We start from the raw sequence: 25,291 nt of genomic DNA, 5'->3' as shown, positions 1-25,291 counted from the left end.
CAGCTCTAGGCTTATTAATATTTACAATATTTGTAAAAATCCCCATCAAAGATAGTCATTACACCCCTATGCGCCAGTTATTAATTTTGCTCTTCGGTTTAGTTTGGGTGTGTACTTATGGTCAATTATCTAAATCACTTCAAGCCATTAAAATTTCCGAAGCGCCTACTATTGACGGTTTTTTAAATGATATTGTTTGGCAAAACATTGACCCCTCTGGCAATTTCTACAATCTAGAACCTTCAAACGAAGGCTTCGCCAGAGAATCGCATCAAACCGAAGTAAAACTAGCTTATGATGATAAGGCAGTGTATATCGCAGCCTATTTGTATAACCCAAATCCAGATGAGATTGCAAGCCAATTTTCGCAAAGAGATGATACAAATGCACAAGCAGATATTTTTACCGTTGCCTTAAATACCTACAATGATGGTATTAATGAAACTCGATTTTTTGTAACAAGCGCAGGAACGATTGCTGACTCTAGAGTGAGTCAAAATAGGCAAGATTTTAATTTTAATGTGGTATTCCAAGCACGTGTTTCACGAGATGCAAATGGCTGGTATGCCGAATTTAAAATACCTTATAATGCTTTGCGTTTCCCAGAAATCGAAGTACAGGATTGGAGCATCAATTTTTATCGGCGCGTTGTCAATATCAACGAAACTTACACCTGGAACCGCATTGACAAAGAAGTGGGTCGCGAAACACAATATAATGGACCGGTTTTAGGCGTTCGCGATATCAATCCGCCAACAAGGCTTACATTTTATCCCTTCGCACAAGGCGTCGTGGGTTCTTTTGATGGCGAAACGTTAACAAGCGTAAGCGCTGGAATGGATATAAAGTATGGGCTGAGCGACAGTTTTACACTAGACGCTACGTTGATTCCAGATTTTGGACAAACGGCTTTTGATGAAGTAACACTCAATTTAGGACCGTTTGAACAAACCTTTGGCGAAAGGCGACAATTTTTCACAGAAGGGACAGAGCTTTTTAACAAGGGTGGGATTTTCTTTTCGCGCAGGATAGGTGGTCGACCAACGATTGGTGAAGATGAATTTGAAGAAAATGAAAAAGCAAACGAATTCCCCGAACGTGTAAATTTGTTAAATGCCATTAAAATTTCAGGAAGGACGAAAGAAAATTTGGGAATCGGAGTTTTAAATGCAATCACAGAAAACACAGAAGTCGTAGTGACCGATTCTATTACCGGACTTGCCCGCACAGTGGTCGTTGAGCCTTTGACCAATTACAATGTATTTGTAATGGACCAACTATTTAACGGTAATTCTTCCATTTCATTGACAAATACAAATGTGACTAGAGATGGTCATTTTCGCGACGGAAATGTAACTGCCCTAGCCTTTGATGTTTCAGACAAAGGGAATCGCTATAACGCCTCGGGGCGCGGTATTGTGAGTAATGTAAATGATGCTGCTGGAAATATATCTGGCTTTAGGAGTGAATTGGATCTCGCAAGTATAAAAGGTAATTTTAGATATCGTGTGGGACATTATTTTTCAAATACCACCTATGACATTAATGATTTGGGGCTCAATTTTAGAAACAACTTCAACAATTTTGTTGCCGCAGCATCCTATCAAATTTTTGAGGCTAATAAGATATTTAATAGATATAAATTCGATTTTACATTTAACCATCAACGGTTATCCGACCCGAGTGTACAGACCGAAAATTCTTATCGGTTTGATGCATTTTTTATAATGCCATCTCGATTTGCTTTTGGTGGCTATGTAGATTATCGCTCGGAGCGTCAAGACTATTTTGAGCCCCGAGTGGATGGTAAATTTGTAACCTTTGCGAGTAACATGGGCGGTAGGGGTTTTATATCTTCAGATTATCGTAAAAAATTTGCTCTTGATTTGGGTATTCGTTTCCGAAATGAATTTGAAGGGCCACAACGACAATTGTTTATAGATTTTTCACCGCGTTATCGTTTTTCAGATAGGTTTTTAGTAATTGTAAATTCAGAATTGTCCAACCGAAATGATCAATTTGGATATATTGATAACAATGACGTTGATGTATTTTTTGGGCAACGTGACATCAAAGCGCTAGAAAATTCCATTCGCGGCAGTTACAATTTTGACCCGTACAAAGCGATTGATTTACGTTTCCGAAATTTTTGGACCACCGTGGATTACAGCGACGATATTTTTTTCAAACTCAATGATGACGGGACACGAACGATTGTTGAATATGACATTTCAGAAAACAATCCCAACACAAACTTCAATATTTGGAATTTAGATTTAAGTTACCGATGGCGATTTGCGCCTGGAAGTGAAGCCACCCTACTTTACAGGAATCAAATTTTTAAAAGCGATGAACAATCGACCGTGAATTACACTCAAAGTTTGGGTAATCTATTCGACGAGGCCATCCAGCATACGGTTTCATTGAGAGTTTCATATTTTATTGATTATAATAACATCAAATATATTTTCAAGAAAGATAGTTAAGCATAGCCGAAATATTATATCCATTATTATCAAGAGCATTTTAATATTAAATTTCAAAAACTGATTTTATTGCGTCTTGCTCTTGCCAATTTATTGCGATTTGTTTTTAATCTTTGTTCTATAAAAATGTAGCACATTTACCAAGAAAAAAAGTAACTCTCGAAATATTCGATTTTTATGATTACAGCAAAAAACATTCATAAATACTACGATGACCTGCATGTTTTGAAGGGCGTAGATTTACACATCAAAAAAAGTGAAATCGTTTCAATCGTTGGAGCTTCGGGTGCCGGGAAAACTACGTTACTACAAATTTTAGGAACTTTGGATGGTTTTGACAAAGGCTCTTTAGAAATTGACACGCATGTTTTGGAAACACTCAATAAAAAGGAGTTGGCACATTTTAGAAATACATCACTCGGCTTTATTTTTCAATTTCACCAATTACTTCCAGAGTTTACTGCGCTTGAAAATGTTTGCATTCCAGGTTTTATAAAAAAAACTCCCAAAGCGCACGTTGAAAAACGTGCCAAAGAACTTTTAGAATTTTTAGGATTATCGCACAGAGAGTCTCACAAACCTAACGAGCTTTCTGGCGGTGAGCAACAGCGTGTTGCCGTGGCTCGATCTTTAATCAATAACCCTAGCATTATCCTCGCCGATGAGCCGAGCGGAAATCTAGATACCGAAAGTGCTGAGAATTTGCACAATCTCTTTTTTAAACTCAGGGATGAGTTTGGACAAACTTTTGTCATTGTTACCCACAACGAAGAGTTGGCTTCCATGGCAGATAGAAAGTTGACCATGCAGGATGGAAGGATTATTTACTGAATTTAAATTTTTTCATTAAAAATAAATGAACAAAAAAGAACTCAAAGAATTTCTTGATGAAAAGGCAGCACAATATAATACGCTGGACTTTATAGAGACAGATCCTATTCAAATTCCGCATAAATTTTCTGTCAAGGAAGATATTGAGATTTCAGGTTTTTTGATTGCCACCATTGCTTGGGGAAACAGAACGAGCATTATTAATAATGGCAATAAACTGTTGCAAATAATGGGAAATTCGCCATTTGATTTTGTTCAAAATTATACGGAAGCACATAAAAAATTCCTAAACGGTTTTGTGCATCGCACTTTTAATGAAGATGATTTGCATTACTTTTTTAAGGCATTGCAAAATATTTATGCAAATCACAATGGATTAGAAAACGTATTTGCTCAAAATAGAACAGAAAGTTCATTACAACCTGGAATTTCAGCATTTAAAAAAACCTTTTTTGGACTTCCACATTTACTTCGAAGTCAAAAACATGTAAGCGACCCGTTAAAAAATAGCGCTGCAAAACGTATAAATATGTTTTTAAGGTGGATGGTAAGAAATGATACTACTGGGGTTGATTTTGGACTTTGGGATTCAATATCACCATCACTACTCTCCTGCCCCCTAGATGTTCATAGTGGCGGGATTGCAAGAAAATTAAAAATTTTAAAACGAAAGCAAAATGATGGTAAAGCTTTGAATGAGCTAGACGCAGCATTACGGAGATTTGACCCACTAGATCCAGTAAAATATGATTTTGCACTCTTTGGCTTGGGCGCTTTTGAACGTTTTTAATATTTAGTTTAACATTTAAACTATAAAAAGATAAATAATTTAACATTTCATAATAATATATTTTTTATTAAGTACATTTACTTCTAGTCTCAAAAGCCAATTTATTATAATAAGTATCATTATGATTCCATTACCAGTAATCCCAGATAACGAAACTGCAAGGCTCGAGGCACTCCATAGTTATAGAATATTACATTCAAAGACAAATGATACTGCTTTTGAACAAATTACAGAATTGGCATGTCAAATAACCGATATGCCTGTCGCACTAATTTCTCTAGTTGATAAAGAAGAGGTGTGGTTTAAAGCAACAAAGGGAATGGATATTTGTACTTCAGATCGCAATGAGTCATTTTGTAGTTATGCAGTGGGTCATGAAGACAATACGTTTGTTTTAGAAGATATACGTAATGACAAAAAATTGAGTAAACATCCATTTGCAAATATTGAAGAGAATTCAATTCAATTTTATGCTGGAATTTGTCTGGTGGATTCACAAGGTTTTAGATTAGGTACATTATGTGTGCTTGATTTTAAACCCAACCATATTTCAGAAAAACAAATTGAAGGTTTGCAGATACTTTCAAAACAAGTTATTAAATTGATTGAATTTCATAAGGCGAATATTTCTCTCTTAAGTGCAAAGGAAGAACTTGAAAAGAAAAACGAATCTTTAAAGAATTTTGCTGGGGTGGTTTCACATGATATGAAAATGCCTTTAGCAAATATCATTGTCACGGCAGATATTTTGAGAGCGAAATATGGAAATTTATTGGACAAGCAAGCCAATACTTATTTAGATTATTTAAAATCATCATCATTTACATTGAGCGACTATATCACGGGACTTTTGGACCATTATGAAAGTGATAATCTTTCGCAGGACGATTCATCTTTTGATTTAAATCAATTATTAGAAGAAATTATTGACCTTTTAAATATTAAGCTTGATTGTGAGATACACTTTCCAGAAGATAACATTGAGCTTGATTGCAATAGGTCTGCTTTAGAGCAAATTTTTCTCAATCTTATTGCCAATAGTTTGAAATATAATGACAAAGAAAAAATCATTATAAACATTAATGCCCTTGTAAAAGAAAAAGAATATGAGTTTTCAATAACAGACAATGGTGTTGGAATTCCTAAAGAGAAACTAAATGATGTGTTTACGTTATTTACGACAATAGGGAATACAGACCGAAACGGAAATAAAGGTAACGGTATAGGACTATCAACCGTTCAAAAAATAGTAATGAGCCTGGGCGGAAATATAAATGTAGAGTCAATCGAGGAAAAAGGAACTACTTTTAATTTTACAATAGCAAGAAATTTTTAGCTCTATTGATTTAAAGTTTTTAAATTATATTTGTCGGCCCCTTAATATCACTTATGATTGCTCCCAAATTCCCCGAAAATGAAGAAAAGCGTTTAGCAGCTCTCAAATCTTACGGCCTTTTAGATACATTATCTGAAGAAGATTACGATAATATTACTCGCTTAGCGGCAAATTTTTGTGATATTCCTGTCGCATTGGTTTCGCTCCTTGATACCCAAAATAATTTTTTAAAATCTCATTACGGTATTGAATTTAACAAAGCTCCTAGAAGCACTTCTTTTTGTGGTCATGCAATATTAGAAGACAATCCTATATTTATTGTATAATACGCCAAAACAGATGTTAGATTTGTGGATAATCCAACGGTTACTAAAATGGGAATGCAGTTTTATGCTGGGGTACCTTTAGTCGATTCTAATGGCTATGCTTTAGGCACACTTTGTGTATTTGATAGAAAACCAAGAAAACTCATAGAAGACCAAAAAAGCACACTCCTTCTTTTGTCAAAACAAATAATGAAACTTTTTGAATTGAATAAAAGTAACCTACAATTAAACCAAACAAAACTTTTACTTGAGGAACGTAATGATACTTTAAAACAATTTGCAGGACTCGTAAGTCATGATTTAAAATCCCCACTGGCAAATATTACTTCCCTATCACGATTACTTAAAGATGAATACATTGAAAAATTTGATCCGCAAGGTCTTGAATATCTCAATTATATTGAAGAGTCTTCGGATCATTTAAGAGATTATATTGATGGAATGCTTTTGTTTTATAAATCTGATGAGTTGGTTGACGAACAGCAAACAGAAGTTTCTTTAAATTCAATATTTGATGATATCGAAGAGATGCTATTTGTTGATCATTCCGTTTTTAAGTACGATAAAACTGATTCAAACATATTTGTAAATAAACCTGCCCTTACTCAAATACTACTAAATTTAGTAGGTAACGCCCTAAAATATAATCAAAAAGAAACCCCAGAGGTAGAGGTTAGATTTTCACAAAATGATGCTTTTTATACTTTTTCAGTAATTGATAATGGAAATGGCATTGACGAGCGCGATCAAGAACTCATTTTTGAGATATTCAAAACCATTGACGAAAAAGACAGACATGGTAAAAAAGGCTCCGGTATTGGCCTTGCCACTGTTAAAAACCTAGTAACAAAACTAGGGGGTACTATTCATGTGACGTCAGAAAAAGGTGTGGGATCCACGTTCACCTTTACCGTAAAGAAACTATAAAGTTTGAAATCCGTTCTTTATATTTGTGCAATATTAAAACACAATGCAGTTTAAACACCCAGAACTACTCTACGCACTTTTTTTACTGCTCATACCTATTTTAATTCATTTATTTCAACTTAGACGCTTTCAAAAAGTTGATTTTACAAATGTCTCCTTTCTTAAAAAGGTTGATATCCAAACAAGAAAAAGTTCGCAATTAAAAAAGTGGTTGACATTGTTAATGCGACTACTGGCACTAGCCTGCATTATATTTGCATTTGCCCAACCTTTTAGTGCTTCAAAAACAGCGTTGAATGCTAATAAAGAAACTGTTCTATATTTAGACAATTCCTTTAGCATGGAAGCTAAGGGAGCCAACGGCCCGCTCATGCAGCGTGCTATTCAAGATATATTTTCAGAAATAAAAGAGGGATCAAAGATAAGTTGGTTTACAAATACAACTTCAAAAAAAAATGCTACTTCGGCTAGTTTTAAGTCTGAAATTTTAAAAACCGAATATTCCTACAAGCAATTAACACCCACCGAAGTTTTACTAAAAGCAGAACAGCTCTTTAGCAAAGACCAAAGTGCTGACAAAAGAATAATTTATATTTCAGACTTTCAACTAAAAGAGGCTTTTCCGTCCATAATGGGCGATTACAAAGTAGATGCTGTGCAATTAAAGCCACAAGCAATCACAAATATCTCCATCGACAGCGCTTACGTGGTGTCAAAAAACAGCAATAAAATAGACTTAGAAGTGTTGCTTTCTGCGAAGAGCGATAGTGAAAATACTGTTTCAGTTTCACTCTTTAACGGAAATATATTGGTTGCAAAATCTGCTGTTGATTTTACAGAAGTAAAACAACAAAAAGTAAATTTCAGTTTTGAAAACACCGAAGGTTTTAAAGGACATTTAAGCATTACCGATGCTGGACTTACCTATGACAATGATTTATATTTCAGCATTAATAAGCCTACCAAATTAAAAATTCTTTCTATCAATGAAGCTAACTCAGATTTCCTGCAACGCATGTACAATGAGGAGGAATTTGAATACACTAGACAAGATTTTAGAAGTTTAAATTACAGTATCATACCAGAGCAGAATTGCATTATTTTAAATGAATTAAAAGAAATCCCTGCTTCACTTACGGCAGCATTGCAAGCCTTTTCAGATAATGGGGGTAGTGTTTTAATAATTCCGTCAATAGACTGCAATATTGAAAGTTACAACACGCTACTTAAAGAATTAAGTATAGGTTCTATTTCCGAAGAAATTACTCAAGAGAAGAATATTACCCAGATTGTTTTTGACCATCCAATATATGCTGACGTATTTGAAAAAAGAGTAGTTAATTTTCAATATCCCAAAGTAAATTCGTTTTACGAAACCACTTCGCTGGCAACACCCATTTTAAAATATGAAGACGGAAAACCGTTCATTTTGAATAGTGGAAACGCATTCTTGGCAACAGCGGCATTTAATGATGCGAACTCAAATTTTATCAGTTCGCCACTCATCGTGCCCACACTTTACAATATTGCGCGCACGAGTTTGCAATTGCCTCGATTGTATTATGAGGTGGGCACTCCTACCCGATTTGCCGTTCCCGTTTCTTTGATACAAGATGAAATTTTAACCATTCGCGATAGCGTAAATAGTTTTATTCCATTGCAACAAAAAAAGGCGAATAAAGTACTTATCTCAACAGATGATAATCCTAGGGTTTCGGGGACTTTCAGTATAGAAAAGAAACAGGAATTTGTTGAAAATGTGAGCTATAATTATTCTAGAAACGAGAGCAATTTACAATATGCTGATGTTGATACTTGGGATGGCGTAGCGACCTATTCTAACATTTCAAATCTATTTGATTCTATAGCTGAAGAGAATAATATCAACCAATTTTGGAAATGGTTTGTCATTGGTGCCTTTCTGTTTTTGCTGGCCGAAATGTTCATTTTAAAATTTGTAAAACGATAATACGCTGCCTATGAATGTGCTATTAAAAGCTGCTACCATTGTTGACAAAGAGAGTAAGCACCATCTCAAAAAAAGAGATGTGTTGATTGAAAATGGCGTGATTAAAAAAATCGCCTCGAGTATTACTTCTGAAAAGAAAATCAAAGAACTGTCGTTAGACAACCTTCATATTTCTAGAGGTTGGTTTGATAGTGGCGTGAGTTTTGGAGAACCTGGATTTGAAGAAAGAGAAACCATTGAAAACGGACTTAAAGTAGCTGCAGCCAGTGGATTTACAGACGTTGCAATCCACACGAATACTTCACCAGTTCCTGATAATAAAGGCGCTATCAATTTTTTAAAGGCGAGTGCGAAAGGGAATGCCGTAAATGTGCATCCGTTAGGTTGCTTGACGAGACAAAGCAATGGTGAAGATTTAGCAGAGTTGTTCGATATGAACAGTGCTGGAGTAACATCGTTTTATGATTACAAACAGCCCGTTATCAACCCCAATTTACTGAAGATTGCATTACAATATGTGCAGAATTTTGGCGGTGTGGTGCAGTCATTTCCGCAGGAAAATGCTATTTCCCCAAAGGGAATTGTGCATGAGGCTATTAACAGTACAAAACTAGGCTTAAAAGGGATTCCCTCATTAGCCGAGTCTTTGCAAGTGGCAAGAGATTTATATATTCTTGAATACACGGGAGGTACTTTGCACATACCAACTATTTCGACCAAAGAATCTGTGGCACTCATCAAAGAAGCAAAGAAAAAAGGATTGAATATCACGTGTAGCGTTTCCATAAATAACCTGGCACTCACAGACGATACTTTAGAAACTTTTGACACAAACTACAAAGTAACACCACCTTTGCGTACTAATGAAGACGTAAAAGCATTATTAAAAGGCTTAAAAGAAGGTACAATTGACATGGTGACAAGCGACCATAACCCAATTGACATTGAGCATAAAAAAATAGAATTTGACCATGCTATGTTTGGGAGCATAGGTTTAGAGAGTTGTTTTGGAACTTTAAATAGTGTAACAGATTTAGAGACAACGATACATGCGCTCACTAGAAATGAAGTCTTCAATCTTCCATCTATTAAAATTTCCGAAGGAAATACCGCTACCCTAACGCTTTTTAATCCGAATGTTTCGTGGAAATTTAACTTAAATGATATTCTATCCACTTCTACAAATGCAGCAATGATAGGACAACGAATGAAAGGAAAGGCTTACGGAATTATTTCGAACAACAAATTAGTCCTTAACGCATAATGGAAAAACCTGATGGAAAAAAGAAAGCGATTATTGCCTATATGACATTCATTGGGATGCTAATCGCATTTTATATGAATCGCGAGGAAAAAGATGAATTTGCAACCATTCACATTAAAAATATGTTTGGGTTATTTATTTTACTTATTTGTTCGCAAGTGATTGCAGCTTCGGTAAATCCGCTGTTTGGAGATATTCTTTGGTGGCTCGCATTTGGATTATGGATTTATTCAATTATAACGGTATTGCAAAACAGAAAACCCGCAATTCCTTATTTGAGTGAGAAATTTCAACAGTGGTTTGTATTCTTAAATTAATAATAGGCAACATCTAAATAATTACCATAATTAGCTATCTTTAGTCTATTAACAATTAAACCAAAAACAACATGGAACAAGTACCTAACCAAGGAAAAACTGTTGCTATTATTGCGTACATCACTTTAATTGGATGGATAATAGCCCTAATAATGAATAACGGAAACAAAACGAGTTTGGCTACATTTCACATTAGGCAAATGCTCGGTATTATGCTCGTTGGACTTTCTATTTCAATTTTAATATCGATTACGGGAGTTGGTTTGCTAGGAATTCTACAAATAGGAACGCTTGTTCTTTGGATTTTAGGAATTATTGGCGCAATTAATGAAGAGGAAAAACCTGTTCCAATCGTTGGTGAACACTTCCAAAAGTGGTTTGCGGGTCTATAATTAAAAAATTATAAAAACTTTATATATCAAGATGCCATACTCGTTGTGGCATCTTTTATTTTTGTAACATGCAGAAACAAAACTTACAATTAGAACATAATTATCAAGCACCAAAAGTAACGAGCGATAATGCTCCAGTAATTATTTTATTACACGGTTTTGGGAGTGATGAAAACGACCTTTTTTCGTTTGCGGCAGAGTTGCCAGACACGTATCATATTATCGCTTTAAAAGCACCAATTCCAATGCAGCCCTACGGAAATGCATGGTATAATATCTATTTTGATGCAGCCGATGGTAAGTTTAGTGACATCCCACAAGCAATTGCTTCAAGAGATTTAATTTCTAATTGTATAGATGAAATCGTAGAAAAATATAAAGCAGATGCTTCAAATGTTACCTTGTTAGGTTTTAGTCAAGGTACTATTTTAAGTTTTGCTGTGGCTTTGAGCTATCCAGAAAAGGTGAAAAATGTAATTGGGCTAAGCGGTTACATAAATGAAGAACTCTTAAAAGAGGGCTATTCAGAAAACGACTATAAAAACCTAAGTGTTTACACAAGCCATGGCACGGTTGACCAAGTATTACCCATTGATTGGGCAAGAAAGACACAGCCGTTTTTGAAAAAGTTAAACATTCCCTGCGAATACTCAGAGTTTCCTGTAGGACACGGAGTTGCTCCTCAAAATTTTTACGAATTGAAAACTTGGCTGGAAAAGCATTAATTGCTACTATATAATAAAGAACTTACAGGAGTTAATGTCAATTCATTATTCTCATCGAAGAAATATTCTATAATCATTTCACCCCAATTTTGACCGTCAGAGAAATCGGCTATAATCCAGCGGTGGTTTAAAAATTTCAACTTATTAAAACGCATATTTCCTTTCGCTCCTTTATATTCAATTAACGGATTTCCATTGGGTGCACCATTTTGATCATATATTTTATCTGAAACCATCTGCTCCACTTTTGTTGCATCTAACCCCAAACGCTCGATATATTCCATAGCATTATCGTTTCCTTGAAGTTTAAAATAGTCGCCTCCGATTTGGATGTTACTTAAAGAATCTATTTCTGACTTTGATTTCTCTAATTTCTCTGTAAGAATGTTAATCTTTTTCTCTTGATTTTCAAAAATTGACTTTTCGTTTGCATATTGAAATAGGATGAACAATACTGCAAAGAAAAACAGGTACATAAAAATGCTTTTTCTCATTTTTTAAAGAATTAATTTATTGATTTTAAATAAACTTAAATCCTTTGATAGCTTCGGAAACTTGCTGTTCATTCTCAATTATATTTTGATTTTAAGACCATCGTAGGCCAGATGAACATTATCTGGCAGTTGCGCTTCCACTTCTTCATGAAATCCTAGTAAATGGCTAATGTGTGTTAAGTAGGCTTTTTTCGGATTTATCTTTTTTATGAATTCAAGCGCCTCTTCTAAGTTGAAATGTGACTGGTGTGGTTCAATCCGTAACGCATTTACAACCAAAACTTCAAGGTTTTTTAGTTTTAATATTTCGGCTTCAGCCACAGTTTTGACATCCGTTAAATATGCAAAATCATCTACCCTAAACCCTAAAACCGGCAGTTTGTTGTGCAATACCTCTACGGGAGTCACTTCTTTTCCGAAGAGATTAAAAGTTTGCTCATTGTGTATCAAATTTTCAACAATTGATGGGGCTCCGGGATATTTGTTTTCAGTTTTAAAAATATAGCCAAAACGCTGATGTAAAGCATTGAATACGTGTTGCGTAGCATAAAATGGAATATCACCTTGCAAGAAACAAAATGGGCGTATATCGTCAATCCCGGCAGTATGATCGCTATGCTCGTGGGTGAGTAAAATAGCATCTACTTTTGACACATTTTCTGTCAACATTTGTTGTCTAAAATCAGGTCCACAATCAATCACAATTGCCGTATTCTCCCATTCTATTAAGACTGAAACGCGTAGTCTTTTGTCTTTTAAATTTGTACTCAAACATACGGGATGTTTACTCCCAATAATTGGGATTCCCTGTGAAGTTCCTGTGCCTAAAAAAGTGACTTTGAGAAGCGATTTCATTTGCACAAAAATAGTCGTATTTTTTTTGTTTACCTATTGTATTCACTACCTTTGTTATGGTCGTAAATTAAAAAATGCTATGCCAGAAACTATTAAAGGAGATAAGGAATTTGAAGCAATTCCATCCATAAGGAATAAATCGCTACGTATCAATCTCAACGAGAATATCTACGGAACTTTTGCTGAAATTGGCGCTGGTCAAGAAACGGTGCGTAATTTTTTTAGAGCGGGTGGTGCATCTGGTACTATTGCCAAAACAATGTCGGCCTACGACAAAGATTTTAGTGATGCAATTTATGGTATTGAAGAAGATGGAAGATATGTGACAGAAGCTCGTTTAAAAAAGATGCTTAATCACGAAATGAAATTACTAGAGGACCGCATTAGTCGTGAGAAGCACCCACATAAATTATATTTTTCTTACGCAAATACAGTAGCAACTATTGATTTTGCTAAAAAGTATAAAGGTCATGGATGGGTAGGTATTAGATATCAAACAGACCCAGAAGAAGCATATAGCGAAATAATTTTACACGTTCGCTTCCATGAAAATGAAGCATTGTTACAACAACATACACTGGGAACACTAGGTGTAAATTTAATTTATGGCGCTTTCTATAAACACGATGAGCCTAAAAAGTTACTTAGATATTTATATGACCATATCGACAAGGACAAAATAGAGATTGATACTATTAACTTTTCTGGACCATTATTCGAAAAAGTTGATAATAGATTGATGAGCTTACAGCTTATTAAAAATGGAATGACCGAGGCGGTTATGTTTGGTCCTGACGGGAATAATATTTTACCAGCAAGAATTCTGTATAAGAAAAATGTGCTAGCGCTACGCGGAAGTTTTAGACCTGTTACAAAGGTAAACATTGATATGTATGAAAAATCGCATAAAATGTTTGTAGCAGAGTCAAAAGTTGACCCAGAATTAACTGAGACAATATTTGAAATTACGCTGTCAAACCTTCGTGCAGAAGGCGAGATTGATGAAGAGGATTTTATGGATAGAGCAAAATTATTATGCTCTTTGGGTCACACGGTGATGATTTCAAATTTCCAAGAATATTATAAACTTGTTGAATACTTTTCCAGATATACAAAAATGCGTTTAGGCCTCGCGATGGGAGTAAACAATCTCGTTGACATTTTTGATGAAAAATACTACCGCCATTTAAGTGGCGGAATCTTGGAAGCTTTTGGAAAATTATTCTTTAAGGACCTAAAAGTATATCTATATCCCATGAAAGATGAGGAAACTGGAAAATATACAACAAGTGAAAATCTCAAAGTACATCCGCGAATGAAAGAATTGTATAAATTCTTTAAATACAACGGAAAAGTAGTTGATATTGAAAATTACAATCCAGATATTATGAACATCTTTTCTAGAGAAGTGCTCCACAAAATTGAAACTAACGAAGAAGGTTGGGAAGAAATGTTACCTAAAGGAGTATCAGAGCTAATCAAAGAAAAGCATCTTTTTAGCTGTGAAGTTGATGCGGAAGAAATTGACGCAGAGCTTTAATTATTTAGTAATTAAAAGAAAATACCTAAAAATAAAATCCCAAAACAGAATTTTCGTTTTGGGATTTTTAATGTCTTCAACTTAAGTCTAAGCCTCTAATATCTGTGCCGCGTGGTCTTTTGTTTTTACTTTATCAATTACACGCTCTACAACTCCATTTCCGTCCACTAAAAAAGTTTTACGATGAATGCCATCATATTCCTTTCCCATAAATTTTTTATTTCCCCAGACACCAAATGCATTAATCACTTCCTTTTCTTCATCAGCCAATAATGGAAATGGAAACTCATATTTATTTCTAAAATTATATTGCCTTTTTTCAGAATCGGCACTTACGCCTAATATGGAATATCCTTGTTTTTGTAATTCGGTATAATTATCTCTCAAATTGCAAGCTTCTGCCGTACAGCCTGGTGTACTTGCTTTTGGATAGAAAAAAACAACCAATTTTTTTCCTTTATAATCACTTAAAGAAATGGGATTTCCATCTTGATCATTCACGGTAAAATTAGGCACCGCATCTCCTGCTTTTAATGTATTCATTGTTTTATTTTTGTTTTATACTATTCTTTAAAAATAAGCAATATGAACAAGCAGGAAAAGGTAGATTTTGTTATTAATACGTTAAATGAACTTTATCCTACAATTCCAATACCTTTAGACCATAAAGATCCGTACACATTGTTGATTGCCGTTTTACTGTCTGCTCAAAGTACAGATGTTCGGGTAAATAAAATAACTCCATTATTATTTGATCGTGCAGATAATCCTTACGATATGATAAAAATGACCGTTGAAGAAATTCGAGATATCATAAGACCGGTTGGACTTTCTCCAATGAAGAGCAAAGGAATTCATGGACTCTCTCACATACTTATAGATAAACATAACGGAAAAGTCCCCAACGACTTAGCGGCATTGGAAGAACTTCCTGCAGTAGGCCATAAAACAGCAAGTGTTGTTGTTTCGCAGGCATTTGGTGTGCCAGCATTTCCAGTCGATACACATATTCATAGATTAATGTATCGTTGGGGATTTACCAATGGTAAAAATGTAACACAAACTGAGAAAGATGCAAAACGCCTATTTCCTTCTGAAATTTGGAACGATTTACATTTACAGATAATATGGTACGGTAGAGAATATTCGCCAGCGCGCGGATGGAATCTCGAAAAAGATATTATCACCAAAACTATAGGAAGAAAAACAGTACTGGCAGATTACTATAAATATAAAAAATAAAAAACCCGAAATTTTCATTTCGGGTTTTCCAAAGTTTAGTTTAGAAGTGCTTCAAACTTCAGGTTTTGGTAATCTATAACACTTAAAGCCTTAGAGTAATCCAGAAGAAATTTTATAGTTTCTTCTTTTGGAACCAAGTTTTCATTCACGCATTCCGGACGTGAGGGTTTAGAGTACATTTTTGGCATAGAGCTTAATTTTGAGGTTATTGTTATCAAGATAACGACACAAAATTTACTTTATTGTATGCCTTAAATATTAGTTTGTCAACACAATGTTATGTTTATCAATTACTTTGCGTAAATTAATGAGTGCATAACGCATTCTTCCAAGTGCAGTATTTATACTCACTCCCGTTTGCTCACTAATTTCCTTAAAGCTCATATCTCTGTAAATACGCATCATGAGGACTTCCTTTTGGTCATCTGGGAGCTCTTCAATTAAGCGACGAACATCACTTTCAACCTGCTCTTTTATCATGCCTTTTTCAGCATTCAATGTATTGTCAGAAAGCACTGAAAAAATATTAAAATCGCTATTGTTTTCAAACTTGGGCATACGATTATTCTTTCTGAAATGATCTATAACCAAGTTATGAGCAATTCGCATTACCCATGGTAAAAATTTACCCTCTTCATTATATTTTCCTCTCTTAAGCGAATTAATCACTTTAATAAAGGTATCCTGAAAGACATCTTCAGCTACATCTCTATCAAAAACTTTTGAATAGATAAAACTGTAAATTCTTTGCTTGTGCCTTGTAATTAGAATGGAAAGTGCAGACTCCTCACCTTTTAGGTAAGACGACACTAAAACTGCATCAGTAGATTTGCTTTGCTTCATATCAATACTTTTTAAAATAAACAACTATGACTTTTGGTTGTTTAGCTGTTTTTCAAATTGTAAAAAAGTAGTTGTATGCTATAGGCAATAAATTTAGTTTATGTCGTTGTAAGGGGTAAATATAATATTATTCTTTAAACAATACCAAAAAAACAAGGAACTATTCTTAAAAAAAATATAAAATCCTGCTATGTGCGTAGCTTTGATGGATGTGTTATCTTTGCAAAATTCTACTTAAAACAAGGGCACTACATTGGATACAGACACTCTCGACGCTAAAAAAAATATAATTATCAAAGGTGCAAAATTGCACAATCTAAAAAATATTGACGTTGTTATTCCCCGCAACAAACTTGTTGTTATCACTGGACTTTCAGGCAGTGGTAAATCCAGTTTAGCGTTTGACACTTTATATGCAGAAGGACAAAGACGTTATGTTGAAAGCCTTTCATCGTATGCTAGACAATTTCTTGGAAGATTAAATAAACCTAAAGTTGACAGCATTAAAGGTATTGCTCCAGCAATCGCCATTGAACAAAAAGTTAATGCTACAAATCCAAGGTCAACCGTTGGGACTTCTACCGAAATTTACGATTACCTCAAATTACTTTACACAAGAATAGGTAAAACATATTCGCCTATAAGTGGTAAAGAAGTTAAAAAAGATACTGTAAGTGATGTGATAAAACACATTAAAATGTATCCCGAAGGTCAAAAACTCCTCCTCCTCACTCCTATTATATTAGAAGAAGGACGAACAATGGAGAACAAAATACAAGCGCTGGCACAACAAGGATTTTCACGTGTTAAAATAGCTTCGGAAGTTTTACGTATTGATGAGATAAAAGGAAAAACATTTCCAAAAAACGTACAACTTGTTATCGACCGTGTAATTACAAAAGATGACGAAGATTTCTACAATCGTCTTGCGGATGCTATTCAAATGGCATTTTATGAAGGAAAAGGAAGTCTTATTATTGAAGATATTTCCGAAGAAAAACCTATTCAAACAGAATTCAATAATCGATTTGAAGCCGACGGAATTACATTTCTTGAACCTAATGTTCATTTATTTAGTTTCAATAATCCCTACGGAGCCTGCCCAACATGCGAAGGTTATGGCGATGTTATTGGCATTGATGAAGATTTAGTAATTCCAAACACAGCACTTTCCATTTTTGAAAACGCCATTTTCCCATGGCGTGGCGAAAGTATGAGTTGGTATCGCGATCAACTTGTAAATGCCGCCTATAAATTTGATTTTCCCATTCATAAACCGTGGTTTGAACTTTCGGCAGCGCAAAAACAATTGGTTTGGGACGGAAACAAACATTTTGAAGGATTGCATACATTCTTCAAATTCTTAGAGTCTAAAAGCTACAAAATTCAGAATAGAGTCATGTTATCGCGCTATCGCGGAAAGACAAAATGTAGCACATGTAATGGAAAACGCCTACGTCCAGAAGCTGGTTATGTGAAAATCAATAAAGTGCCATTGCAGGATTTAGTGGAATTACCACTCGATGAAGTTGCCACTTTTTTCAAGGACTTGAAACTAAACGAATACGACACAACCGTTGCAAAACGATTGCTTTTGGAAATCAATAACAGGCTCTCTTTTTTAATGGATGTGGGGTTAAGTTATTTAACACTCAATAGAAAAAGCAACACACTTTCGGGTGGAGAATCGCAACGTATTAATCTCGCCACTTCCCTTGGTAGTAGTCTCGTTGGCTCTATGTATATTCTCGATGAGCCCAGCATTGGCTTGCACCCAAAAGATACGGAACGCCTCATCGAGGTTTTAAAGTCGTTACGTGATTTAGGAAACACAGTTATTGTTGTGGAGCACGATGAAGACATCATGAAAGCCGCAGATGAGATTATCGATATTGGTCCCGAAGCAGGAACTTTCGGCGGAAATGTAGTCGCCGTAGGTACTTTTGCTGAAATTTTAAAAGCCGATTCCCTCACCGCTGGCTATTTGAACGGAACGCTCCAAATTGAAGTTCCGAAGAAAAGAAGAAAGCCAAAAAGTGCCATCAAAGTAATTGGTGCAAGGCATAACAACTTAAAAAATATTGACGCTACATTTCCTTTAGGAGCATTTACAGCGGTAACAGGCGTTTCGGGAAGTGGTAAAAGTACTCTGGTAAAGAAAATTTTATATCCGGCGCTTTTAAGAGAAGTGGGCGGCTATGGTGAAAAGCCCGGGCAGTTTTCAGAATTGAAAGGAGATTTCAGCAATATTAAAAACGTTGAGTTTATTGACCAAAACCCCATTGGTCGTTCTAGCCGATCAAATCCGGTTACCTATATTAAAGCGTATGATGACATCAGAAATTTATACGCAAATCAAAAGTTAAGCGATATTCGAGGGTACAAAGCAAAACATTTTAGTTTTAACGTAGATGGCGGACGTTGTGAAACTTGCAAAGGAGAAGGCGAAGTAACCATCGAAATGCAATTCATGGCAGATGTTCATTTAGAATGTGATACTTGCAATGGAAAACGTTTTAAAAAGGAAGTCCTTGAAGTTAAAGTTGATGGTAAAAACATAGACGATATTTTGTGCCTTACTGTAGACGATGCGATTACCTTTTTTACAGAAAACAATGAAAAGAAAATTATAACCAAACTCCAGCCATTGCAAGACGTAGGATTGGGTTATGTACAATTGGGTCAAAGTTCCTCTACCCTCTCCGGAGGTGAAGCACAACGGATAAAGTTGGCATCTTTTCTAGTAAAAGGAACAACAAAAGACAAAACATTTTTCATTTTTGACGAACCTACTACCGGACTTCACTTTCACGATATTCAAAAGTTGCTTGCCTCTTTTTATGCACTTTTGGACAAAGGCCACACGCTCGTAGTTGTTGAGCACAATCTTGATTTAATTAAATGTGCAGACCATATTATAGACTTGGGGCTTGATGGCGGAATTAAAGGAGGTCAAGTAATTGCTGAAGGAACACCTGAGGAAGTCGCAAAAAACAAAACATCATACACGGCTGCTTATCTTAAGGAGAAACTTTAATAATGCAATCCATTTTTTGGCACGATGCTTGTAAATAGAATTATAGAATCAAATTCTATTAAACCCAATTAGGAATAATGGATTTGCTATGAAAAAGAAAAGTTTATAATTTTTTGGTTGGTTAGTTTTAGAATCCGTCACTTCTTCTCGAAGCTGGCGGATTCTATTTTTATGGAGTTTTTTTAAAATGAAAAATTAAATAAAAATAGCTTTCCGAATTGTAAAGGCATCACAAAATTTCAATGAAGAAATTTCAGAAATTAGATTTAATTTTTTTTATCTAGTTTAAATATTAAACAAAGACTAGCGCTTCCACCCAACAGATTTCCGAAAAATACCACGCTTAAACCCTTATAAATAGGGTATTCTATTTTTTGGCACGGTCGTTGGTTATTTATAAATGTACAAAGCTCACTTTAGAAATTTAGCTAGTACTTTAATACCTTTTAGATATGAAAAATTTAGCAACACTCTTATTCAGTTTCCTTTTAGTAGGAATGACAGCAAGCGCGACACCGACCAAAAATGTGTCCACAAGCGACATGGAGATCAATAGCCGTTATGACGGTAAAGCCTATATTTTTACAGAAGGGACTGTTGAATTTTCAGTATTCCCTGATGGTCAATTTGATTTTGTTTATGTAGGTCCTCAAACGGGAACACAAGTAACAATTTCATCTCCTAATGGGCAAGTGAGTTTTAATACAGGACGTGACCTTGAAGCCTATGTACAGTACGATGATTACGGTGCGGTTATCCAAGTGGAAGAAGTTGAAATATATTATGACGAGTTTGGGCGTATTGTTCAGGCAGGAAATGTAGATATTCAGTATAACGATAGGCGTTTAGTTCGCGTAGGTGGTTTGAACATCCATTACAATAACTACGGCTATTATGACTACAGCACAGGATATATTAATGTTTACAACCGTGCGTATATTTTTCGTCCATGGCACACATTTTATGTAAGACCTATTTTTGCTAGTTGTATTGTTTGGGACGTCCCTTACAGAAGATATTATTCGCCAATTAGATATAATTACTATACACACGTAAATTATTATAACAATAGACATAGAGTTGCCTATACTAATTGTCGAAGAGATTTTTACGCACCAGGTAGCCGCGTGCACTATAGAGATGGAAGAAGTACGGTAAATAGAGATTATAGATCAAACCGTCGTAACTCAATGGTAACTGAACACGGTCGAAATAATGGTTATGCAAGAGCAAATACAAGAACTACGGATGCCAGAAGAACAGCAACTGCAAGAGATACTAAGGCAGTAGCACGTTCAACAAGCAATAGTAGAAATGATAGAGCTGCATCTTCTAGTAACGTTAATAACAACAATGCAAGAACAACTAGAAAAGTAGCAACTGCATCCAATTCCTCCAGAGCAACAAGTGCTAGAAAAAGCACAACTGCAAAAAGAGAGAATACGGGACGTATTGCACAGACATCAACACATTCTACTCCTAGAAGTAATAAAACTACTACTAGAAATACAACTTCGAGAAAGTCGAGTTCTGCATCGAGAAATACTACTGCTCGTAAAAGCGCTCCAACATCTCAGCGCAGTACAGCAAGAACTTCAAGAACTTCATCGCCTCGAAAAGCGACTGCGGCTAGAACATCAAAGTCTAGAAGTTCTAGTGCTAACAGAAGTAGTTCAAGAAATACGTCACGTTCAACTGCAACAAGAGGACGCGGACAATAAGAATTTTTGGTTGGTTAGTAAGAAACCCCTTGCAGGACTTTATGTTTGCGGGGGTTTCGCTTTTTAAAAACTTACGGTCGTTTTGATTAAGGTTGCAAGCTTTTCTGTTAAGGATTTTCTGCTGTATTTTTCAATCCCTTCTGAAATGACATTCAATTCCCCCTTCTGGTATTGTTTGTAATACGTAATTAACTGACTTTTTAAAGCTCGGCTATCTTCCGAAGTAAAAGAATTTCCAGCTTTTGTTTCTTTTAATATCCCGAACATATCGCTACCCTCTGGTCCAATCGCGATGATAGGTCGCTTTGCTTGCATATATTCAAATAATTTTCCTGGGATTATTGCTTTTGTAGCGTGGCTATCTATTTCAAGTAATACCAATACTTGCGCATTGCATTGCAACTGCAACGCCTTTTTATGAGAGACGTAACCCGTAAGAATACAGCTTTTTGAAAGTCCAAATTGCGATATACTTTCTCGCACATCTTCACTCACTACTCCAGACAACACTATTTTTAAATCTTCTCTAAATTGCTCGTGTTCTGAAGCTATTTCAGCAAGAACTTTCCACAATATAATGGGATTACGTTCACTTAATAGCGAGCCAATATGCGCCAAAGTAAAAGAGGTGTCCATTACAGGTTGTAAATTGTGTGGCTCAAAACCATTTGTAATAACTGTAATGGGTTTTTGGGTAATTTGTATAAACTCTTCCTTTGTAGAAGGGCTCGTTACGATAATCTGATCTGCACTATTTAGTACTTTGGATTCTAAATCTTTATGCTTTTTAGCCGAGCTTTCACTAAGTCGTAATGATTTATGATAATGAATGGTCGTCCAAGGATCCCTAAAATCTGAAATCCATTTTATGCCAATGGCTTCTTTTAATTTTAAACCAATTAAATGCAAGCTATGCGGAGGCCCAGAAGTAATGACAACATCAATTTTATTTTCTGAAATATATTTCTTTAAATATGCAACCGAAGGATTGACCCATCCCACTCGAGCATCTGGAATAAAAAAATTACCTCGTATGTAAAGCATCAACTTTTCAATCAAACTAGGTTCTTTTTCTGATATAATCCCACTGCTTATAGTTTTGGTTTTCTTTTTTGAAAAGACTTTTGCAAATTTATAAGGCTCACTAATGGGCCTTTTTAAAACAGTAATTCCTTTAGGAACTTCATTCAATATTGCTTCATCAACGATGGGGTATTCTGGATTTGAAGGAACGTACATAATCGGTTCTACATCAAAATCCTTTAAATAAGTTGCAAATTTCAACCATCGCTGCACTCCCGGACCTCCAGCAGGCGGCCAATAGTAGCAAATGATGAGCGCTTTTTTCATGTTAAGAATTGGAAGGTTCTTTAGAAGATTTTTTATACGCTAAAAAGAAACCTCCCAATAACAATAGCAAGAAAACAATGCCACTTGCTAGCGATATTGTGCTACCGGTCTTAACGACTTGTGGCTCAAATTTGAATTCAATTTTTGAAATTCCCTCTGGAAGGACCATTGCGCGCAATACGTAATTTGCTCTAAAATAATCAGCGGGTGTTCCGTCGATATAAGCATTCCAACCATCTCGATAATACACTTCTGAAAATACAGCAAGTTGCTCACTTTTTGTTGCAGCCTCGTACACTAAATGATTGGGTTCGTAACTTACTAATTCAATAGTTGCAGTGCTATCTCGAACTATTTTATTTGTAGGAATTTTTGATAAAAACTCTTTATTGATGACAGCCGTTTTCTTTGTGTTCAAACTATCAAGCAATAAAATTTCTTCGTTCGCATCATTTGCGGGTTGTACATTTTCAACAAACCAAGCGGCACCATTTGCATACGGATTACGTTGTGCCACTTCTGCCCCATTTTTACTGCGTGTAATAATGTAGCGAACATTCATCATATTTAAAATTCCTATATCTCCTTGATTGATATAAAAATCTGCTATTTCCTGCATTCTTCTCGGCTTGGCAGCGTGATAGCCCCCTAACGAATTGTGATAATAACTTGCTTGCGCACCGTTAAATCCATTTTGCGAATCATACACTCTAAAATATTCATCATCTTTTTCTATTTGCAATGTCGCCGCTGTTTTTTGAAACGGCTGCTCCATCACTCTTGCCTGCACAAAATCGTCATTGTTTACATAACGTCTGTCCACGCCCACTAAGTCAAATAACAATAGAACAGATAGTCCAACTATGACGCCAATTTCTCTTAATTTAGATTTCAGAAATAAGAATAAAACACCTGCTGATAATAATACCAATATTAATGTTCGAAGGGCATCACTTGTGAAAACCGCCATTCTATCTTCTATAACTGCATCCATAAAAGGTGCTCCCATCGCATCGATAATTCCGCCATCGTAAGGACTTACAAAATTGAATAAAGTGGATTTAAAAAGGATAAAAACAAGCGTGATTCCTCCAGTTATTCCAGTAGCATATAATAGCGCTTTCTTCCTTTTTTCTTCGGAAATAAAATTTTTCAAAAATTGGTGTAAACCAACAACAGCAAGTACTGGCATCACTAGCTCAATGATTACTTGTATGGATGAAACCGCTCTAAATTTATTATACAGTGGCACATAATCTATAAAAATATCAGTTAGAAAACTGAAATTCTTTCCCCATGATAACAACAAACTCAAAAAGAAAGCACTCAACACCCACCACTTCAATCGTCCACGCACTAGAAATAATGCTAAAATTGCAAGAAATATAACAACGGCACCAATATATGCCGGAGCAGCAACAATGGGCTGGTCTCCCCAATAAATGGGTAAATATCGCATATTATCGACTGCCTGTTGTGGCGTTGCTCCCATTTGCAATAAAGCATTTTCAGTAGCTGAATCTTCTGGAAAATTGTCGTTGCTCCCACCACCCATAAATCGTGGAATAAAAAGATTAAAGGATTCTAATTTTCCGTAGCTATATTCAGTGATATAATCATAGTCAAGACCATCAGTTTCAACCTTTGGACTACCGTCCGGGTTGATGGTAAGTTCGCTAGTGCCTCTTGTGGAAGTATCTGCATATTCTTTTGTAGCCATTAAATTGGTGGCATTTAAACCCACAGCGATGAAAACTCCAACGGCCATAATACCAACGGCTTTAAAATAATATGGCACCATTTTTTTTCTAAACGCATCTATCAAATAAGCAATACCAACACATAAAACGAGTAACAATAAATAATAGGTCATCTGTAAGTGGTTTGCTGATAATTCTAGCGCCATGGCGATTGTCGTCAATAAAAATCCGTATAAGTACTTTCCTCTAAATGTGAGGATGATTCCGCTGAGAACTAGCGGCATATAAGCGATTGCGTGTGCTTTAGCATTGTGCCCCACACCGAGAATTATAATAAGATAGGTTGAAAATCCAAATGCCAATGCTCCTAAAAGTGCGAGTTTGTAGTCAAGTTTCAGCACTAAAAAGAGGATGTACATTCCTATAAAATAAAGGAAAAGATAATCGGCTGGGCGTGGCAAAAATCGTATTAAATTATCCAGCGATTTTATGTAATTGTGGGGATATTGTGCACCTAATTGATAGGTTGCCATTCCTCCAAAAGCGCTATTTGTCCAATACGTTTCTGAATCGTTTGTCTTTCTAAAATCGCGAAGCTCTTTCGCCATTCCGTTATGTTGCATGATATCACCTTGCGCTATCGTTTTACCTTGCAAAACGGGACTGAAATATGCCAAAGAAACAATGACAAAAACGATTAAAACAATGAGATGTGGAAGTATTTTTTTAAAGGAAAAATTCATAAACAGCGTTTGGAATTGAAAAGCCGAAAATTATAAAAAATAAAAGAGAAATGAGTTGTATATCTTCGGAAATGAGGTGGCTTTAATCTATCTCTTCAAAATCGACATATTCACCAACAACTTTCGATTTTTTCTGTGCGTTTGAAGGTACTCTATCGATAGTTATTTTTCCTTCTTCTTGTTGCTGTTTTGGTTGTTGCATATTTCCGAAGGCATCTTCAAACTTTTGTCCCATTTTCTTTTGAACATATTTTAGAAAGTATGGGGTGGCAAATTTGATAATCAATTTCAACGCATAATATGCGATAAGGATAATTAGTAACGTTCTTAATAAAGTCTCCATAGTATTGAAATCGACCTCAAAAATACAAATAGTGGCACAAAAAGACCGTATTGACATCTT

Annotated in this window: 22 protein-coding genes; 15 read left to right on the top strand and 7 right to left on the bottom strand. The window is 35.4% G+C overall.

Annotation, left to right across the window (positions count from 1 at the left end):
• The first annotated feature begins 68 nt into the window (after positions 1-68).
• The 11 genes from ACSHW7_RS06180 to ACSHW7_RS06130 all read left to right on the top strand — a co-directional run bounded on the left by ACSHW7_RS06180 (position 69) and on the right by ACSHW7_RS06130 (position 11,363).
• On the top strand, positions 69-2,486 hold the full coding sequence (locus tag ACSHW7_RS06180) for a DUF5916 domain-containing protein (protein ID WP_435678461.1): 2,418 nt from the start codon (positions 69-71) through the stop codon (positions 2,484-2,486).
• A gap of 177 nt (positions 2,487-2,663) precedes the next feature.
• A complete protein-coding gene (locus ACSHW7_RS06175; protein WP_435678460.1) occupies positions 2,664-3,317 on the top strand; it encodes an ABC transporter ATP-binding protein in 654 nt (217 codons plus the stop codon).
• Between the two features lie 25 nt (positions 3,318-3,342).
• Positions 3,343-4,107, top strand: a complete 765-nt coding sequence (locus tag ACSHW7_RS06170; RefSeq protein ID WP_435678459.1) for a TIGR02757 family protein — start codon at positions 3,343-3,345, stop codon at positions 4,105-4,107.
• Between the two features lie 121 nt (positions 4,108-4,228).
• Positions 4,229-5,443 carry a sensor histidine kinase gene (locus tag ACSHW7_RS06165; RefSeq protein ID WP_435678458.1) on the top strand — a complete coding sequence of 405 codons (1,215 nt, stop codon included), beginning with the start codon at positions 4,229-4,231 and terminating at the stop codon, positions 5,441-5,443.
• A gap of 53 nt (positions 5,444-5,496) precedes the next feature.
• Positions 5,497-5,769: a hypothetical protein gene (locus ACSHW7_RS06160; RefSeq protein ID WP_435678457.1), complete on the top strand. Its 273-nt coding sequence runs from the start codon at positions 5,497-5,499 to the stop codon at positions 5,767-5,769.
• Positions 5,770-5,793: 24 nt separating this feature from the next.
• Positions 5,794-6,696 carry a sensor histidine kinase gene (locus ACSHW7_RS06155; RefSeq protein ID WP_435678456.1) on the top strand — a complete coding sequence of 301 codons (903 nt, stop codon included), beginning with the start codon at positions 5,794-5,796 and terminating at the stop codon, positions 6,694-6,696.
• Positions 6,697-6,739: 43 nt separating this feature from the next.
• Positions 6,740-8,665 carry a BatA domain-containing protein gene (locus ACSHW7_RS06150; protein WP_435678455.1) on the top strand — a complete coding sequence of 642 codons (1,926 nt, stop codon included), beginning with the start codon at positions 6,740-6,742 and terminating at the stop codon, positions 8,663-8,665.
• Between the two features lie 10 nt (positions 8,666-8,675).
• Positions 8,676-9,929, top strand: a complete 1,254-nt coding sequence (locus ACSHW7_RS06145) for a dihydroorotase (RefSeq protein ID WP_435678454.1) — start codon at positions 8,676-8,678, stop codon at positions 9,927-9,929.
• Positions 9,929-10,246, top strand: a complete 318-nt coding sequence (locus tag ACSHW7_RS06140; RefSeq protein ID WP_435678453.1) for a hypothetical protein — start codon at positions 9,929-9,931, stop codon at positions 10,244-10,246. The genes ACSHW7_RS06145 and ACSHW7_RS06140 overlap by 1 nt, the downstream gene beginning before the upstream one ends.
• A 71-nt stretch (positions 10,247-10,317) precedes the next feature.
• Positions 10,318-10,638 carry a DUF4870 domain-containing protein gene (locus ACSHW7_RS06135; protein WP_435678452.1) on the top strand — a complete coding sequence of 107 codons (321 nt, stop codon included), beginning with the start codon at positions 10,318-10,320 and terminating at the stop codon, positions 10,636-10,638.
• Positions 10,639-10,706: 68 nt separating this feature from the next.
• A complete protein-coding gene (locus tag ACSHW7_RS06130; protein WP_435678451.1) occupies positions 10,707-11,363 on the top strand; it encodes an alpha/beta hydrolase in 657 nt (218 codons plus the stop codon).
• Here the strand turns inward: ACSHW7_RS06130 and ACSHW7_RS06125 are convergent.
• On the bottom strand, positions 11,360-11,857 hold the full coding sequence (locus tag ACSHW7_RS06125; protein ID WP_435678450.1) for a hydrolase: 498 nt from the start codon (positions 11,855-11,857) through the stop codon (positions 11,360-11,362). The two genes, ACSHW7_RS06130 and ACSHW7_RS06125, sit on opposite strands and share 4 nt — an antisense overlap.
• 78 nt (positions 11,858-11,935) lie before the next feature.
• Entirely contained in the window at positions 11,936-12,712 is a 777-nt protein-coding gene (locus tag ACSHW7_RS06120) for an MBL fold metallo-hydrolase (RefSeq protein WP_435678449.1), read from the bottom strand.
• Between the two features lie 79 nt (positions 12,713-12,791).
• Here ACSHW7_RS06120 and ACSHW7_RS06115 point away from each other — a divergent pair, with 79 nt between their 5' ends.
• Complete coding sequence (locus ACSHW7_RS06115; RefSeq protein WP_435678448.1) at positions 12,792-14,252, top strand: TonB-dependent receptor; 1,461 nt, start codon at positions 12,792-12,794, stop codon at positions 14,250-14,252.
• Positions 14,253-14,339: 87 nt separating this feature from the next.
• Here ACSHW7_RS06115 and bcp read toward each other — a convergent pair whose 3' ends face one another.
• On the bottom strand, positions 14,340-14,795 hold the full coding sequence (bcp, locus tag ACSHW7_RS06110; protein ID WP_435678447.1) for a thioredoxin-dependent thiol peroxidase: 456 nt from the start codon (positions 14,793-14,795) through the stop codon (positions 14,340-14,342).
• Positions 14,796-14,837: 42 nt separating this feature from the next.
• Between bcp and ACSHW7_RS06105 the strand changes: the two genes are divergently transcribed.
• Positions 14,838-15,494: an endonuclease III domain-containing protein gene (locus ACSHW7_RS06105; RefSeq protein WP_435678446.1), complete on the top strand. Its 657-nt coding sequence runs from the start codon at positions 14,838-14,840 to the stop codon at positions 15,492-15,494.
• Positions 15,495-15,752: 258 nt separating this feature from the next.
• On the opposite strand, the gene ACSHW7_RS06100 is transcribed toward ACSHW7_RS06105, so the two are convergent.
• Positions 15,753-16,337 (bottom strand): RNA polymerase sigma factor, encoded by a 585-nt coding sequence (locus tag ACSHW7_RS06100; RefSeq protein WP_435678445.1) that lies wholly within the window; start codon positions 16,335-16,337, stop codon positions 15,753-15,755.
• 253 nt (positions 16,338-16,590) lie between these two features.
• Between ACSHW7_RS06100 and uvrA the strand changes: the two genes are divergently transcribed.
• Positions 16,591-19,374 carry an excinuclease ABC subunit UvrA gene (uvrA, locus tag ACSHW7_RS06095; RefSeq protein ID WP_435678444.1) on the top strand — a complete coding sequence of 928 codons (2,784 nt, stop codon included), beginning with the start codon at positions 16,591-16,593 and terminating at the stop codon, positions 19,372-19,374.
• Between the two features lie 452 nt (positions 19,375-19,826).
• Positions 19,827-21,095 (top strand): hypothetical protein, encoded by a 1,269-nt coding sequence (locus tag ACSHW7_RS06090; RefSeq protein WP_435678443.1) that lies wholly within the window; start codon positions 19,827-19,829, stop codon positions 21,093-21,095.
• Between the two features lie 63 nt (positions 21,096-21,158).
• On the opposite strand, the gene ACSHW7_RS06085 is transcribed toward ACSHW7_RS06090, so the two are convergent.
• The 3 genes from ACSHW7_RS06085 to ACSHW7_RS06075 all read right to left on the bottom strand — a co-directional run bounded on the left by ACSHW7_RS06085 (position 21,159) and on the right by ACSHW7_RS06075 (position 25,231).
• On the bottom strand, positions 21,159-22,445 hold the full coding sequence (locus tag ACSHW7_RS06085; protein ID WP_435678442.1) for a glycosyltransferase family 4 protein: 1,287 nt from the start codon (positions 22,443-22,445) through the stop codon (positions 21,159-21,161).
• Between the two features lies 1 nt (position 22,446).
• Positions 22,447-24,888 carry a YfhO family protein gene (locus ACSHW7_RS06080; protein ID WP_435678441.1) on the bottom strand — a complete coding sequence of 814 codons (2,442 nt, stop codon included), beginning with the start codon at positions 24,886-24,888 and terminating at the stop codon, positions 22,447-22,449.
• An 82-nt stretch (positions 24,889-24,970) separates the two neighbouring features.
• Entirely contained in the window at positions 24,971-25,231 is a 261-nt protein-coding gene (locus ACSHW7_RS06075; RefSeq protein ID WP_435678440.1) for a DUF4834 family protein, read from the bottom strand.
• Between the last annotated feature and the right edge of the window lie 60 nt (positions 25,232-25,291).

Origin of the sequence: Patiriisocius sp. (genome assembly GCF_051252435.1) — a bacterium.
Lineage (GTDB): Bacteria > Bacteroidota > Bacteroidia > Flavobacteriales > Flavobacteriaceae > Patiriisocius.
This window is presented reverse-complemented; position numbering and strand designations above follow the sequence as displayed.

Excerpts from the sequence above, each read along its gene's own strand:
- ACSHW7_RS06175 (WP_435678460.1), top strand. The coding sequence starts at position 2,664 with ATGATTACAGCAAAAAACATTCATAAATACTACGATGACCTGCATGTT.
- ACSHW7_RS06120 (WP_435678449.1), bottom strand. The coding sequence starts at position 12,712 with ATGAAATCGCTTCTCAAAGTCACTTTTTTAGGCACAGGAACTTCACAG.
- ACSHW7_RS06085 (WP_435678442.1), bottom strand. The coding sequence starts at position 22,445 with ATGAAAAAAGCGCTCATCATTTGCTACTATTGGCCGCCTGCTGGAGGT.
- ACSHW7_RS06100 (WP_435678445.1), bottom strand. The coding sequence starts at position 16,337 with ATGAAGCAAAGCAAATCTACTGATGCAGTTTTAGTGTCGTCTTACCTA.
- ACSHW7_RS06090 (WP_435678443.1), top strand. The coding sequence starts at position 19,827 with ATGAAAAATTTAGCAACACTCTTATTCAGTTTCCTTTTAGTAGGAATG.
- ACSHW7_RS06105 (WP_435678446.1), top strand. The coding sequence starts at position 14,838 with ATGAACAAGCAGGAAAAGGTAGATTTTGTTATTAATACGTTAAATGAA.
- bcp (WP_435678447.1), bottom strand. The coding sequence starts at position 14,795 with ATGAATACATTAAAAGCAGGAGATGCGGTGCCTAATTTTACCGTGAAT.
- ACSHW7_RS06145 (WP_435678454.1), top strand. The coding sequence starts at position 8,676 with ATGAATGTGCTATTAAAAGCTGCTACCATTGTTGACAAAGAGAGTAAG.
- ACSHW7_RS06165 (WP_435678458.1), top strand. The coding sequence starts at position 4,229 with ATGATTCCATTACCAGTAATCCCAGATAACGAAACTGCAAGGCTCGAG.
- ACSHW7_RS06075 (WP_435678440.1), bottom strand. The coding sequence starts at position 25,231 with ATGGAGACTTTATTAAGAACGTTACTAATTATCCTTATCGCATATTAT.
- ACSHW7_RS06140 (WP_435678453.1), top strand. The coding sequence starts at position 9,929 with ATGGAAAAACCTGATGGAAAAAAGAAAGCGATTATTGCCTATATGACA.
- ACSHW7_RS06080 (WP_435678441.1), bottom strand. The coding sequence starts at position 24,888 with ATGAATTTTTCCTTTAAAAAAATACTTCCACATCTCATTGTTTTAATC.
- ACSHW7_RS06170 (WP_435678459.1), top strand. The coding sequence starts at position 3,343 with ATGAACAAAAAAGAACTCAAAGAATTTCTTGATGAAAAGGCAGCACAA.
- ACSHW7_RS06125 (WP_435678450.1), bottom strand. The coding sequence starts at position 11,857 with ATGAGAAAAAGCATTTTTATGTACCTGTTTTTCTTTGCAGTATTGTTC.
- ACSHW7_RS06160 (WP_435678457.1), top strand. The coding sequence starts at position 5,497 with ATGATTGCTCCCAAATTCCCCGAAAATGAAGAAAAGCGTTTAGCAGCT.
- ACSHW7_RS06115 (WP_435678448.1), top strand. The coding sequence starts at position 12,792 with ATGCCAGAAACTATTAAAGGAGATAAGGAATTTGAAGCAATTCCATCC.
- ACSHW7_RS06135 (WP_435678452.1), top strand. The coding sequence starts at position 10,318 with ATGGAACAAGTACCTAACCAAGGAAAAACTGTTGCTATTATTGCGTAC.
- ACSHW7_RS06130 (WP_435678451.1), top strand. The coding sequence starts at position 10,707 with ATGCAGAAACAAAACTTACAATTAGAACATAATTATCAAGCACCAAAA.
- ACSHW7_RS06180 (WP_435678461.1), top strand. The coding sequence starts at position 69 with ATGCGCCAGTTATTAATTTTGCTCTTCGGTTTAGTTTGGGTGTGTACT.
- ACSHW7_RS06150 (WP_435678455.1), top strand. The coding sequence starts at position 6,740 with ATGCAGTTTAAACACCCAGAACTACTCTACGCACTTTTTTTACTGCTC.